Origin of the sequence: Paenibacillus sp. FSL R5-0623, from assembly GCF_037974265.1 — a bacterium.
Classification (GTDB): Bacteria; Bacillota; Bacilli; order Paenibacillales; family Paenibacillaceae; genus Paenibacillus.
The window spans coordinates 5,713,599-5,728,038 of sequence record NZ_CP150233.1 but is presented as its reverse complement, the minus strand read 5'-3'; the positions used below and the strand labels follow the sequence as shown (position 1 = coordinate 5,728,038).

Here is a 14,440-nt window from a genome sequence, read left to right as displayed (position 1 = left end):
ATTGGGAAGAAGTGGTTAAGGGAGTTGGATACGAAAAGGATACGTTGAAGATGATTAAACGAATGAATAAGTTGAATTACATATAGAAGTAAACCAGTAAAGCAATGATGGAGGAGATATATTTGTCTGGCGCAACTATCTTTAAGCTTGAAGAAATAAGCTTTGAAATTAATGAGACACAGGAGACTTCCTTTACAAGTGGAGAATCAGGTTTTGTATTCCATTTGAAAATCCATAATCACGGAAAAAAAACGAAAAAAGTCAGTTTTAAATCTATAAGCTATGTAAAAGAAGATAAAGAACAAATTGAATTTGATAGTTTTTTAAACAAATTACTTTCCAGAGAGGGTTCTATTAAAGCTGACTCGTTTAAGCTCGCTGGTCTGATCTTTACGAAGCCCCAATTAAGTGCGATTAAATCAGGAGACTCATTGTTCATCGAAGTAGCCGATGAACAATTAGGAATACATTACGAAATGAGATTCACTGCTAAAAAGAAGAATCAAACTTCAGTACAGTGGGTTGCATCGGAGATTGATTCAAGTGAAGTAGAGAAATCATTTACCCCATCTCAGGTGCAAACAAAACTGAGGAAAAATTTACAACGATTAGAACCATTGGAAGAGAGATTGGGTATTTACTTCGACAATTTATCTGTAAAAGTGGATACTGATTATAATATCACAGTATTAGGTGAAGTTTTTGCATCCAATGCTTCAACTATAAATGAGAATATAAATCTAACTCTTATAGTTTATGATGTTGATGGCAACGTAATAGAAACAGCAACCAAAACAATCTATAGTAATGATTTCTTTGGATTTGATGTTTTTCAATTGGTGATTTATGAAAATGACATTGCATTAAAAGCTGATAAACTTAGATTGTTTCCGAAGAAACATTAAGGAGCTATTATGAATTCATTTATTAAGGAGATTCAGAAAGATTTTTTGAAAGAAGCCCATAATTCACCGATTTTATTTTCTGATTTAGCTAACATGGAGAAATATATAGCTGAAAGCTATCAGGAGCGTTCCATTATTGAACTTCTTCAAAATGCAGATGATGCGGGTGCGAAAAAGTATTACATCAACCAAATAAATGATTTTGTCATTGTAGCTAACGACGGTCGACCGTTTAATACAACTGATGCAAAAGCAATATGTAGAAGTGGATCATCATCAAAAAGGCGAGATGGTAACACAATCGGGTATCGTGGAATTGGATTTAAGTCAGTTGTTAATCTTGCCAATCGAGTCCATGTACTTAGCAATGAGATAGAGATGACTTTTTCTAAAGAACTGACTTCAGGTTTAATCGATAGCAGTATTGAAGTTCCGTTAGTGCGTATTCCTCATAATTTCAATCCAATTGATCCAGGTATCGGAGCTGTTACAGAAAGGCTCATTTCGTCTGGCTATAAAACGGTTTTTGTTTTTGAAAGTTTATACTCTAATGTCTTAGATATTGAAATTAATAACTTTGATTCGAGTGCATTAATCTTTTTGAATAACATTAATGAAGTAATATTCGAATTGGATCAGTATGTAAGTATAACCTCTAATCGAAAATGGAGAGCCAATAAACAGAGTGTGCAAATTTTCATGAATAATACTATTGAAAACTGGTTAGTGGTTCATGAAACGGACAAAAAATCAAATGCAGTGGCTTTTTTAACGAACGAAACAGGACATCTAATTGCCTTAGAACAGGATCGTGCTGTGGTTCATGCCTTTATGCCAACAAAGGAGTATGTAGGATTACCGATAAAAATAAATGGTGATTTCTCGACAGACCCCTCAAGAACCAAGATTACTTTAGATAAGGCTTCCAGATTAGCAACAGATATATGCGTCAGTATTATTTTAGAACTAACTAAAGAAGTATTGTCCTCCTCACAAGAGTCAGATAATGTTAAAGGATTATTTGAATTATTATCATATTTCAAACATGAAATAGCATTAAATATGAGTTCTAATAAATATAAAGATAGATTTTTGGAAGAGTTAAAAAAAGCTTTTACGGATAAGCCTTGGTTTCATTACAAAGGTGGCATTTATGGAATGAGGAAACTGCGTGTTAACCCAGACTGGTTAAATAATAATGATTTTGAAGCTTTGTGTAGTAAATCAGATAATATACCTATAAGTAAAGCACTCGAAGGTCAATACCCTTGTTTATTACAATTTTCTAAGTCTTTGAAAATAAGAGAATTAACAATAGAAGATATATTAACTCAACTTAGTTCGTATGTTCCTTCTGTAACAGGGGGTGTTGAGACACTCGCAAAATGTGTAGAGCAGTACAGGTTTAATTTAGATATAAATAAGATCAAGCTTGTTAAGAAAGCGAACCTGATAAAGTTTGCATATGGCTTTGCTCCTTTGGAAAAAGCAAAAATCCAAGCTGAATTCGATGATGAATTCATAAAATTATTGGAAATTAAGTTAATAGATAATAACGATCTAAAATGGTTTTTTAAACAATTGGACTTTCCAATTGATAGTAATCGATTTGGGAGTCAAAAAGAGAAGAAGAATTTTGAATTAAAAAGTATGAACCGAGAGATAGATATCAAAAAGCATCAGGGATTCTTCACTACGTTGGACCAAAACAATAATAAAACGAGTTCAAGTTTACATGATGATATTGACTTTACTGCAATTGGTGAGATAAAGCACTATAGAGCTTCTGTTTCGAAGTGGCGAAGTGTGGAGAAAAACTTGGCGACTTGTCTGGAAAATGATGAAGGTGTTTTGAGAGTTGTAGATGTAAGCAAAAGTAATTTGGGATATGACCTTGAGGTCCACACAAAGAATGGAACGCTATGTGTTGAAGTGAAAAGCGTGAAAAGAATGGGAGAAGCATTCTCTATAACAAATAACGAATACTCTACTGCAAATCAATTAACTGATCAATATGTGATTGCGATTGTAAAGCAGACTGAAGAAGAATTAGAGGTTTGTTACATTGCTAACCCCATCAACACGTTAGAATTAGCAAAACGTGTAACTCAATGGGAGTGGATAGCTGATGAATATTCGGGACGGAAGAAAACATATAAGTTTTAATTTATCGCAATTGAAATTTTCAAACAATAAAAACAATCCCGTTCAAACAGCCGAGCTGAGTGAGGGGACAGGCATGAGGAAAGGGAAGAGCAATCAAACTTGCCAAGCCTAACCCTTGAACATCCCATCAGACGTACGAAGTTGGCATCTGAAGCTTAGCGTGTCAAAGAAACCATTGCTATATAAATTACAATTATAGTCCACCCACCAGCAAAATAAGTTTTTCACCAAGCCGACGAAGTTCAGGTATCCTCTCCTGATTATCGATCGGATTTTTTGTGTTTCTCCGACCTATAATTAAATATCCTCTTCACTCTATAGCGAGAACAAGAACCTTATTTATTCCGAAAAGGAACGTTTTCGGAAGTTTTAAGTGCATTATACTTATCTTTTTGGAGGACATTTGTACCATTTGTCGAATCAATAAGAATGGTGGAGCTTTTTGAATCTTTTGGGTATTGATTGGATTTTAAGATGAATGGAATAAATCATTCTAATGCGAACAGACTGTGTATGGCTTAATTTAGAGTTTTAGTGAAGTATAGTATTCTCACTTCCTATAGCAGGTGAAATGAGAGGCCAAGGAGGAAGGGTTATTTGTATATTTCTAAGCTAACGATCCAAAACTTTAGGTGTTTTCAAGACTTTACTGTTGAATTTAACGAAGGATTAAATGTATTAATCGGCGGTAATAATGCAGGGAAAACTACAGTAATCAAAGCATTGGAGTTTCTTTTTAAAAGAGGAAGCGCCAAAGCGCCTACCATAGACGATTTTAATAAAAGCCTTGATGTATCAACCCCACCAGAAATAACAATTACCGCAACGCTTAAATCCTCCAATACAGATACTATGGATGATAAGGCTATAGTTGCAAGCTGGCTTACGAAATTGGAAACGCCGTGGGAGGCAGAGCTAACCTTTAAATATTTCCTTCCAGAACAGGATCAAAAAAAATATATTGAGGAAAGTGCTAATTTATCTACACCAAAAGAACGTTGGTTCTTGTTAGAAAGAAATCTAAAACGATACGTTGCAAGAATCTATGGTGGGAATATTGTTAATAAAAATCGTGCTGAGCCTGAATATTTGGATAAAATTCATTGTGAGACATTAGATGCGCTTCGTGATGTTGAGAGCAACATGTTTACAGGAAAAAACACCCTGCTGAAACAACTGCTCATTCATTTTAAAGATAAAGCAATGCATACTGTGGATCATAGTGAAAAGACTGATGGTCAAAATGTGACTGTTGGTAATGATAAATTTGGTCAGCTCTCTCGTTCATTAGTTGATGATATTGTTGGACGGGTAAATCAGAAAGAATTCTTAGAATTCGCAGAAAAAACGGGTGCATCTGTTGGCGGCGTACCTGCTTTAGATGGGAATTTACAGGAGGGAGATGTATTGTCAGCCTTACGGCTTATCATTAGAGATCAGACTGGAATCGAGATCCCAATCATTAATAATGGCATGGGTTATAACAATCTCATTTATATTTCATTGATATTATCGAAATTCAAAATGATAACTTCCCCCGAGTACGGCGAAAATGCAAAGACATTTCCTATTCTACTAATTGAGGAACCAGAAGCACATCTTCATCCAGCTCTTCAGTACAATTTTTTGAAATTTATGAAGGATGAGATGGATAATCAAAGTTTCAGTAGGCAAATTTTTATAACAACACATTCCACGCAGATTACTTCTGCTGTTGGGTTGAAACCGATCATTTGCCTGGAAAAAGAAGGTGGGAAGCCTGTATTCGCAAAGTATCCCAGTAAAGTTTTTTCAGAAAGTAATGAAGATCAGGAATCAAGGAAATATGTAGAAAGATTTTTGGATGCAACTAAATCAGCCATGTTGTTTGCGAAGTCAGTCGTATTGGTGGAAGGGATGGCTGAATTGATTTTGCTCCCGATTTTAGCTCAAAAGGTGAATTGTGATATGGACAAGCACCATGTAGCTCTTGTTCGGGTTGATGCACTAACATTTAAACATTTTATTAAACTATATGGTGCAGGGGTTAAATCAGAAAACAGAGAGTATGCTTTGGAAAAGAGAGTAAGCTGTGTTATAGACTCTGATCCATCAAAAATCGTTAAGGAAAAGCAAGATGGAGTACGAAGAAGCTGGAAGAAATGTTGGCCTTTTGATTTAGACAGTAGTCCTGATATTTTTGACTACAAGCCGATATCAGGTGCAGTAAGAAATCTTAACGAACAGACAACAGCAAGTTCAAACGTTAAGGTATTCTATAAATCAGAAAAAGGGAAAACATTTGAATACGATTTAGCATGGGATAATTCTGAAAACACGCTTTTATTTACAGATGATGTTGAGATCGTAGAGGTAAAAGAATTGAGCGTGTGTACCTGGGCTGAGAAGGAAAAGGAGCGTGCAAAGCTTGCCTCAAGCTTTTTAATTCATGCTCAAGGCGTAAAGGGTGAGCTGGCATTCGAATTAGCAAGCAGGATACAAGACAATAGGTCTACTGTTATTAATGTGCCCGCACATATAAAAGGAGCGTTTGAGTGGGTGTGCTATAGAAACGAATTGGAGGAACGTAATGGATAAGGTCAGGGTTATCTCTTCCGATGAAAGGATTTTAGAGTTAACGAATCATTTCAAAGTTATCGCTGGTCCTGGTGCGGGAAAAACACATTGGCTTGTTATGCACATTCTAAACGTTCTTCAAAATGTGAGGAATCTTACGCCCACATCAAAAATTGCATGCATTACATATACAACTGTAGCAGGAGAAGAGATTCAGAAGCGGTTGGGAACCAATCAGAATAAAGTTGAAGTATCAACAATCCATAGTTTTCTTTATGCGAATATTGTTAAGCCCTATATATATCTAATGAAGGATGACAACGGAAATACGTTGGTTAATGTTGAAGAATTAGATGGTCATGACGATAACATAGCTACAAAAGGTAAAATATACGTTTGGCAACAAGAAGCGAAGAATGGAAGCTATTTGACTGATAAAATAAAGATCAAAAAATGCTTAGAAAACTTAGATTGGAAGCTTGAAGATGGTGAAATTAACTTGAAACCAAGAAAATTCTATCTAAGCAAGATCGGAAGGTATAGTATACGGTCAGAAGAACTGCTCTTATATAAGAAGCAGTTTTGGAAAGAGGGTGTAATTCATCACGAGGATGTGCTTTATTTCGCTTATAAAATTCTTGAGGAATATCCCGTTCTTCTTGAACATTTAAGTTCTAAATATCCGTATATATTTATAGATGAATTCCAAGACACAAATCCGATCCAGACAGAGATTATAAAGAAGCTAAGCAATACTGGTTCTGTAATTGGTGTAATCGGAGATTCAGCTCAATCTATTTATGAATTTCAGGGAGCTTCGCGTCAGGATTTTATTTCATTTACTCTTCCAAATCAAACTACGTATTCAATAGAAAATAATAGGAGAAGCGGTAGTGAAATTGTAGACTTTCTGAATTGCATTAGAATCGGTGATGAGCTGGAACAAAAGCCTACAAGGGATGATAGTGAGATTGATGTTTATTTTTATGAATGTAGCGAAACGACAGACATAAGCGTAACAAGCTTTCATGAATTGAGAAGTAGGTTCGGGCTTGATGGAGATTATTGTATATTAACTCGTAATAATGACACGGTAAAGCGACTTCGAAATGCTGAGGTTGAGGATATTTGGTCGATTTTTAATGAAGTAGATGCTAATAGGGAAAGGTTTATTAAAAGGATATTTACTGCGTATAAATCGGTTAAAGATAACCGACAAGAGGCAGGAGTAAAGGAACTCATAAAAGTATTTAGAACTGATAAGGATGGGGTTTTAAAGGAACCTTTTCAGGAGAGTCAACAAATTAGCTCTATAATGAAACGAAGTTTGGCAGTGGATCTGCTTGAATTTATGGCTGGTAGGATGGATGAGTTTTATAATGGCTCTTTATATGATTTTTATGAAAGTTTATTCCAAACGTTAAAGACTAAGAACTATGGAATTAAGAAGATTACAAGGGGGAAAATTAAAGAGTTTTCCGATGCAACATCCATAAAGAAACTTTTAGATAATCTTATCTTGCCAGAAGAAAAATCATCAGATATACGAACTATTCATAAGGCAAAAGGGATGGAATTTCAATCTGTACTGCTATATCTTTCAGATATTGATGAAGTTAAACAACTTATTAATCCTGATATTGATTCTAACGAAGATGATACTCGTATTCTATATGTCGCATTTAGTAGAGCAAAAGATTTGTTGTTTATAGCTTGTCCACCATTAAACAAAGAAGCTAAAAAAAAGCTGGCAACTATGAACATCAAACAATTTGTTCCTGACTCCACTGGACTGGTTAGGGCTTAGTGTCTACTCTCTTCGTGCAAACAATTTCACAGGCCTTGTAACCTGACTATTGAATCAAAAGGAGAAAACAGATGGATGAAAAATACTTATTATATATAGACATTTTAGGTTTCAAGGAACTGGTTGATAGTGATATCAATAGAGTTAAAGATTTGTATCAGGTAATCGCCAGTCTCAATGTACATCTACATGATGGCTTTAAGGCAATTGTCTTTTCAGATACGATATTAATATACAACAATTTTTCTACTCCTGACGAACAAACGAAAGCATATACAGTGATGTTCCTATGTGAGTTTGTTCAGGATCTTCAACATAGACTTATTGGTAGGGACATTACCTTCAGAGCAGTAATAACATATGGGCAATTTATTAACTATGAAATTAATCAAATCCCTTGTTTTTATGGAACTGCACTTATCGATGCATATCTCATAGAAAAGGAAATACCATGTACGGGGTTGTTTATCACTGATCGTTGCAATGCATCAAATAATATTTTTCGGACACAGCGTTACAGTGATGATCTAAATTTTGTATTCGTAACTCAGAATCTTCACCGATTAGAGTATGAAGGATATTCAAACGGCTGGTTAATTGATGAATTAGGATTAACAAGATATGTTATGGCAGAAACCCTCCATATTAAATTTATTTTTGAGAATATGCGAAATCATAGTAATTCTAAAGTGCGTACAAAATATAGTGCAACTTGGAACCTGTACGTGAATCAATATCCAAGAACGCTTGAACTGTTCGAACAGAACTCTTTTAATCTAAATGCTATATACCCTGAAATTGATTGGGATGAATGGTTGAAATTAATACCAGAGGATTACTCATATATTCAAGAAGGTGGATAATGATGATAAGTGGCTTAATATATAAACTTATTCAGTTACGAAATTCACCTATAAAGATTTTGATTATTTGACATCAGCATTAAATATCTCCAGATAAAATATCACTATAGCTAAGGAATGTCGTATGGATTACAAACAGTTAAGAAATGAAATAGAACAAGTACAGAGTTCGGTAAATCATATTTTGGAATATTTGACTGATAGGACGATTGAGGACTTGAGGACAAGAAGACGCAGTAAAGAAGTAGATATAAATGTTTTTAATATGAGTGACAATCCTAATATAGTGACTTCTACGGACTTCTTTTCTGTATTTAGAGAGGAAGTTGGGATTTACCTTTTTGAAGCTAATTTCTCGGAATATTATGATTACTGGTTGAAGAATACAGAGTGTTTAACTTTAGCCACAGTGAAGCATAAATGGTTTGAACAACTTAAGAGGCTGTGGGATGGAGTGGATAACAGCCCTACATTTTATAAGCGAAGAGCAGAGTATCATTATATATCTGATGAACAAAACAAATTCAAAAATGCTTGGATTCCCTTGTATATAGGTAAAAGCAAAAATGTTCAGAGTAGAGTTAATGAGCATATTGAAGGACGGTTCCAAAAGACATACGGGATGAAATTAAGGCATAGAGATGCATTGAAGAATGGTATTCAATTTAGGGTTTCGTATTCACCTTTAAACGAACTTGAGGATGATACTTTGTATGAACTTGTTAAAGTGATTGAAAATAACGTGAGGGCTATCTTCAATCCAATTGTTGGTAAAAAATAGGGAGTTTCATTTGCTGTGAACTGTTGAAGATAAAAGGGAGTTGAAATGAATATAAAAGAGCTTATATAAGAAGGAGTACCAAGTACAATGATAAATTTTGATGAAGAGTTCCCCAAAGAGTCTATTAAAATTATTAACAATTTAATTGATGATATCTATTCGTATTTTATGGAAATTGGGGGGAATCTTGAATTCGAAGACATATATGCTACTGTCTTCCCAGAACACATGCAAGATGACGAGCATTCAGCGATGCAAGATCTAAAAACTCTCCATAGTTATATACGAGATCGGTTTTCGCATAATTTAAACCCACTTTATGAGTATATGTTATTTAATATACTCTATTTCGTTTATGATTCATCTGATGATGGCTTCAATGTAGGTGAGATTGTATCCAAGTATTTAACTGATGATATAGTAAGAAAATTAGATGAAGATACCTTGAGAATTCTTAGGGATATTGAGACACCTCATGATTTGATTGGTATCATATTTGAAGATATTGATTTTCTTGATGTAGGTGAGTTATTTGAGATTTACAAAAATCAGCCCCAAATAGTGACAAACTTTTTCAACATTGATTTAGACTACTATGAAGAACTTATGCCAAAGGATATAAAAGAAGAGTATCAGAGAATCAGAGATAACCTTGCTTCTCATTCATTAGACGAAGTGAAAAAATATAGTGTAGATGAATTCAAAGAAGCAGTAATTGAAATGGTGAAGTATTTTAAAAATGTTGTTGAGCACCAAAAAGGGTTTGAGTTACTAAACACCTCTGAAGGTGGTGTGAACGAAAAGAAAGTACAAAGATTGTTTCAAATAATTGCTAAGTTATGCTTGAAAGATACAGACATATTAGTAAATCAAGAAGTAGATCTTGGAAGAGGATCTGTTGACTTTTACTTTTCTATTGGAAAAAATAAAAGAGCATTAATTGAATTAAAACTTGGCAAGCATCAAAGATATAAAGATGGTGTTAATTATCAGTTACCAACCTATCTTTTGGTGGAAGATGTTGATTTCGGCTATTTTGTACTGATTTGTTATACGGATAAAGAGTATGAAAAGTCAAAGGTATTATCTGAAACTGCAAAAGAGCTTAGTGCAGAATACAAAAAAGATATCAGATTTGAACCAATAAATGCATCTGGAACTTATAAATCGGCATCAGAGATTAAGATTAAGGAAGAGATGAAATTTGAGTAAATGCTCATACGATAAAAATGTTCTCAATTTGTATAGCAGAAAGTCATTGTAGAAAATGTGTCATTTGGGGCTAATTGAGTTTTGTAATGTTGATTGTTTAGTAATAGGTGAAAAACTTTTTTTGAAAAAGGTGCTGAGGAAAAATGAATTGTTGTGTTAACTGCTTTAATGACGAAGAGATAATTGAACAAATTGCAGAAAAAAACGATATTCAAAATTGTGATTTTTGTGATAGTGAATCGGTATATACGATTGCTGTTGAGGAATTGGGGTTATTCATTCGAGAAGGATTTGAAAGAGCATATGAACATGTAGAAGAATTTACAGGAGCCATGTGGGATTCAGACAGCTCATCGTATATCAGTGGTAACGGGCAAGAAGCTGGAGAGTCAGTATTAGATATTCTTTATTGGGAGAATCCAATTTTTTCAGATTTGCATGATGTAGAAAGTGCCAGTAAATTACTAAGCGAATTAATTGATTCAACAGGATTAACAATGTCTGATATTCAAGATGGTTGTATAGACCACATGAGTGATATTTTTAACCCTTGTTTTGTCTTTAAAAATGATTTATTTGGGGTAGAATCGACATTGGAGTATTCATCATGGGGGAAATTTAAGCATTTATGTAAATACTACAATAGATATTTTGATGTTGGAACAGGAAACACACATAGAGAAGATCTTTTAAACAAACTTGGTGATTTATTTCAATTAATGGGTGGAAAACTTGAGGTAGATACTATTTTGTTCAGAGCTCGAAAATATGAAATGAATGATAAAAATGCAAATTGGTACAGAGAAATTTCACCAGCACCTGCTAAATATGCTGTAAATAACAGGATGAGTCCTGCTGGTATTTCTTACACGTATTTAGCAACTCATATAGAAACCACATTAAAAGAAATTCGTACCAACAAAGGTGATCATGTTCTAATTGGAGAATTACAACCGATATTTGAACTTGACATATTAGATCTAACAAAAAAAATAGAAATTAAAACTAAAAGCATATTTAAAAAAGACTATAATCATAATGATAATTGGGTTAATGAATTCATATCTAATTTCATTGTAGAGATTAGTAAACCAATTAATGAGAATGAAAAAAATATAGAATATGTAGCAACGCAATTATTATCTGAATACATTAGAAAAATAGGTTTTGATGGGATTAAATTTGAGAGCAGTATTGCTTCAGGTACTTTTAATTATGTTTTATTTTGTGGTCCCAATACAGATATTTTGCGAGATTCGTACGAATATGAATATTATACGTATAATTATGATTATGAATTAGTTTACTTTAATAAATGGTTGAAATTAAATTCGATAAGATATATAGAGTGTGATGAAAAGTATGGTTATCAGGAGTTGTTATATATTGATACGATTGATGATATTAACAAATCGTTTTTTCCTTATGGAAGTGAAGATTTTGTTCATATTAATCAGATATATAACCAGTTAGAAAAGTTGAACCAAATTATATCGAAAGACTACGATGTTTATAAACATAATGAGCTTATTTCAGATTTTAATTTGATTGAAACAATTAGCAACTTAATTGAAGAGAATAATAAGATAAAAAGAATGATGTTCATTTCAATTAGTTCTGGATTTCATTTTATTAATATTACTGTTGGACTACGAGAAGGATTACATAAAAATAATTCTTTAGCTTGCTTTTCTTGCCTAAATAGGAATAAAAAAAATCTTGAAGATCTACTTATACCAGTGGATTTAAGCGAATTTGATCCTGAGTTCTAAGATGTTTAGTGTAAACTTTGACTTACGTTTTAATAACTAAAAAATTCCTGTCTAATTGTATTTTTAACGTCCCTAACTAAAATTAACTGTCCCCAAACCACCAAAGACTGGAGCCTGGTTGACGATTGCCCCAACCATTTCTCCAGTCTTTTTCTCGTCCATTAAAGCATCCCAGCAGGGAATTCCCATCCAAATCCCGAATAGGTAATCAAGCAGAAACCCAGGCTACTCAAGGCTTTTGGGGATTGAAAGCAGTTGATTCAAGATTTTACTCAGGCATTTCCCAGGCTCTTACCCAGGCGTTTTAAATGCCGATTCCCACTTTTTTCAGGTACTTCTCTTTCCTTTCAGGACACGAATTATTAGTCGTATTCGTTCACAATTGAACCAGTTTCTTTCCAGTTTTCAGGTCTTTTTTCTCAGCGTTTTGGGGACACGAATTTTTATCTCGGAAATGGCGGTAAAGCCTTGTGGGGTAAGGGATTGAGGGCTGGTGTTTTGGGGACAGTTATTTTTATTTTTCTACAGGATGTTTAACTAACTAATAATTCCTGTCCATTTCCCAATTAACTTTCCCCCAACCACCAAAGGCTGGAACCTGGTTGCCGTGTTTCTCGGGCCATGTTTCCAGTCTTTTTGTCTTTGTCTTTGAAGTACCACAGCAGGGATTTTCCATTCATTTCCCGAATAGGTGATATAGTTTCTATTTCTTAAGCTGATAGGCAGGTGTATAAATTGGAAATGAATAATGGAAAAGAAAAAACTCACCTTAGGGAATTTATGGCTTGGGCCGGGGAAAAGGGCTGGGACATAACGAGTAAATCCGGTTCGCAGTCACATTTAAACAGCAGCATTACTTCAAGATATAAAGGACTTCCTGATGAATATTTAGAATTTCTAAATGTAGTTGAAAAATGCGTTGCACCGGATGAGAAAACCTGGTTTATTTGTGAGGCTGAGTTCAACAATAGCACGGAGACCGCATTCCAATGGAATGAATTTGAAATGCTTAGTTTGGAGGCAGCAGAGGGTGATTCTATTTGGCAGTCAGAGATAACGGCCTGGTGGGATCATCACTTGCCGATCGTAATGTCTGTGGAAGATGGATATTCCTTCTATGCCATTGACTTAACAACCGACAGTGGAGCTATTGTCCGTGGATGTGAGCCTGAATTTGAAGAGGTTGAAAAGGTATCCGATTCGTTTGGAGAATTTCTGGCATGGATGATGTTGAATTCAGATTAGCGTAACCAGGAAAGGTTGATGCTTATACTTGTGGCCATTGGCCTGACATTAGATTAACCAATGAAAGAAAAGTTAGTTCTGCTTAAATTGAAGGAGTGAAACGATATAGGAATTCTTAATTTATGATATAAAATGGTTTATATAGCGTGTCTCTTCTCATTTAAGTATGTTCTAAGCATATTTTCTACATATAAAATATAAAATAATTATTTACTGTTCGTTCTAGAAATGATATGCTAACAGCAAGTTAGATCTAACTGCTTTTTTTTTGCACAATAAAGAACGATCGTTCTCGAAACTGAAATTACACTAATCTAAAGAGTATAAGGGAGAGAATAAGATGAAATACACCGTAATTACAGGAGCAAGTTCAGGAATTGGATATGAAACAGCATTGGCATTTGCAGCACGGGGCAAAAATTTGATTTTGGTAGCTAGAAGATTGGATAAGTTGGAAGAACTTAAATCGACTATTCAGGGTATCGATCCTAAAGTAAATGTTATCGTTCACACAAGCGACCTGTCTGTTACCGCAGAGGCGTAAACGCTATATAACGATTTGAAAGAATATCAGATTGAGACTTGGATTAATAATGCCGGGCTTGGAGAAGGCTCGTTCATTGCTGAACAGAATTTGGATAAAGTGGAGACCATGCTGCGTGTTAACATTGAATCTTTGACCATTCTCTCTACATTGTATGTGCGAGATTATGCGAATGTCGAAGGTACTCAATTGATTAACGTCTCATCCGCACTTGGATATGCCATTGCTGTAGGCAGTGTTGCTTATTCTGCATCGAAATACTACGTTAGTGCCTTCACAGAAGGTCTTGCCAAAGAACTGGAACTGAAAGGTGCAAAACTAAAAGCGAAGATCCTGGCACCAGCGATTACGGAAACAGAATTTGTGCAAAAATCAATAGATGCTGAAGGATTTGATTACAAAGCGAATATGCCTAAGTACCACACGGCCAAAGAAATGGCTGGCTTCATGGTAGATCTCTATGATCACAATGAAGTGGTTGTAGGGATTGTAGATCAGAACTATGATTTTCAGCTGACAGGTGCGATCTTCCCGGTGATTTCAGAATTGAATTAATACAGCAGAAGAATCTAGAGGATACATTTACAAA

At 34.5% G+C, this 14,440-nt stretch carries 9 protein-coding genes and 1 pseudogene; all 10 read left to right on the top strand.

Annotation, left to right across the window (positions count from 1 at the left end; genetic code table 11):
• Positions 1–122 precede the first annotated feature (122 nt).
• The 10 genes and pseudogenes from MKY92_RS25155 to MKY92_RS25110 all read left to right on the top strand — a co-directional run bounded on the left by MKY92_RS25155 (position 123) and on the right by MKY92_RS25110 (position 14,406).
• The gene (locus MKY92_RS25155; protein ID WP_339298047.1) at positions 123–905 is read left to right on the top strand and encodes a hypothetical protein; all 783 of its coding nucleotides are present in this window, start codon (positions 123–125) and stop codon (positions 903–905) included.
• 9 nt (positions 906–914) lie between these two features.
• Positions 915–3,071 (top strand): DUF3883 domain-containing protein, encoded by a 2,157-nt coding sequence (locus MKY92_RS25150; protein ID WP_339298046.1) that lies wholly within the window; start codon positions 915–917, stop codon positions 3,069–3,071.
• Between the two features lie 597 nt (positions 3,072–3,668).
• Complete coding sequence (locus MKY92_RS25145) at positions 3,669–5,648, top strand: AAA family ATPase (RefSeq protein ID WP_339298045.1); 1,980 nt, start codon at positions 3,669–3,671, stop codon at positions 5,646–5,648.
• Positions 5,641–7,434, top strand: coding sequence for an ATP-dependent helicase (locus tag MKY92_RS25140; RefSeq protein WP_339298044.1), 1,794 nt, complete (start codon positions 5,641–5,643; stop codon positions 7,432–7,434). Before MKY92_RS25145 ends, MKY92_RS25140 begins: the two co-directional genes overlap by 8 nt.
• A gap of 71 nt (positions 7,435–7,505) precedes the next feature.
• Entirely contained in the window at positions 7,506–8,297 is a 792-nt protein-coding gene (locus MKY92_RS25135; protein ID WP_339298043.1) for a hypothetical protein, read from the top strand.
• Positions 8,298–8,421: 124 nt separating this feature from the next.
• Positions 8,422–9,078 (top strand): hypothetical protein, encoded by a 657-nt coding sequence (locus tag MKY92_RS25130; protein WP_339298042.1) that lies wholly within the window; start codon positions 8,422–8,424, stop codon positions 9,076–9,078.
• Between the two features lie 87 nt (positions 9,079–9,165).
• Positions 9,166–10,290: a hypothetical protein gene (locus MKY92_RS25125; protein WP_339298041.1), complete on the top strand. Its 1,125-nt coding sequence runs from the start codon at positions 9,166–9,168 to the stop codon at positions 10,288–10,290.
• A 143-nt stretch (positions 10,291–10,433) separates the two neighbouring features.
• Positions 10,434–12,062 (top strand): RES domain-containing protein, encoded by a 1,629-nt coding sequence (locus MKY92_RS25120; RefSeq protein ID WP_339298039.1) that lies wholly within the window; start codon positions 10,434–10,436, stop codon positions 12,060–12,062.
• A gap of 741 nt (positions 12,063–12,803) precedes the next feature.
• A complete protein-coding gene (locus MKY92_RS25115; RefSeq protein ID WP_339298038.1) occupies positions 12,804–13,307 on the top strand; it encodes an SMI1/KNR4 family protein in 504 nt (167 codons plus the stop codon).
• Between the two features lie 340 nt (positions 13,308–13,647).
• A pseudogene (locus MKY92_RS25110) lies at positions 13,648–14,406 on the top strand (SDR family NAD(P)-dependent oxidoreductase).
• The last annotated feature ends 34 nt before the right edge of the window (positions 14,407–14,440 follow it).

Coding starts and splice junctions, on each gene's coding strand:
- MKY92_RS25150 (WP_339298046.1), top strand. CDS start 915: ATGAATTCATTTATTAAGGAGATTCAGAAAGATTTTTTGAAAGAAGCC.
- MKY92_RS25140 (WP_339298044.1), top strand. CDS start 5,641: ATGGATAAGGTCAGGGTTATCTCTTCCGATGAAAGGATTTTAGAGTTA.
- MKY92_RS25135 (WP_339298043.1), top strand. CDS start 7,506: ATGGATGAAAAATACTTATTATATATAGACATTTTAGGTTTCAAGGAA.
- MKY92_RS25130 (WP_339298042.1), top strand. CDS start 8,422: ATGGATTACAAACAGTTAAGAAATGAAATAGAACAAGTACAGAGTTCG.
- MKY92_RS25125 (WP_339298041.1), top strand. CDS start 9,166: ATGATAAATTTTGATGAAGAGTTCCCCAAAGAGTCTATTAAAATTATT.
- MKY92_RS25120 (WP_339298039.1), top strand. CDS start 10,434: ATGAATTGTTGTGTTAACTGCTTTAATGACGAAGAGATAATTGAACAA.
- MKY92_RS25115 (WP_339298038.1), top strand. CDS start 12,804: ATGAATAATGGAAAAGAAAAAACTCACCTTAGGGAATTTATGGCTTGG.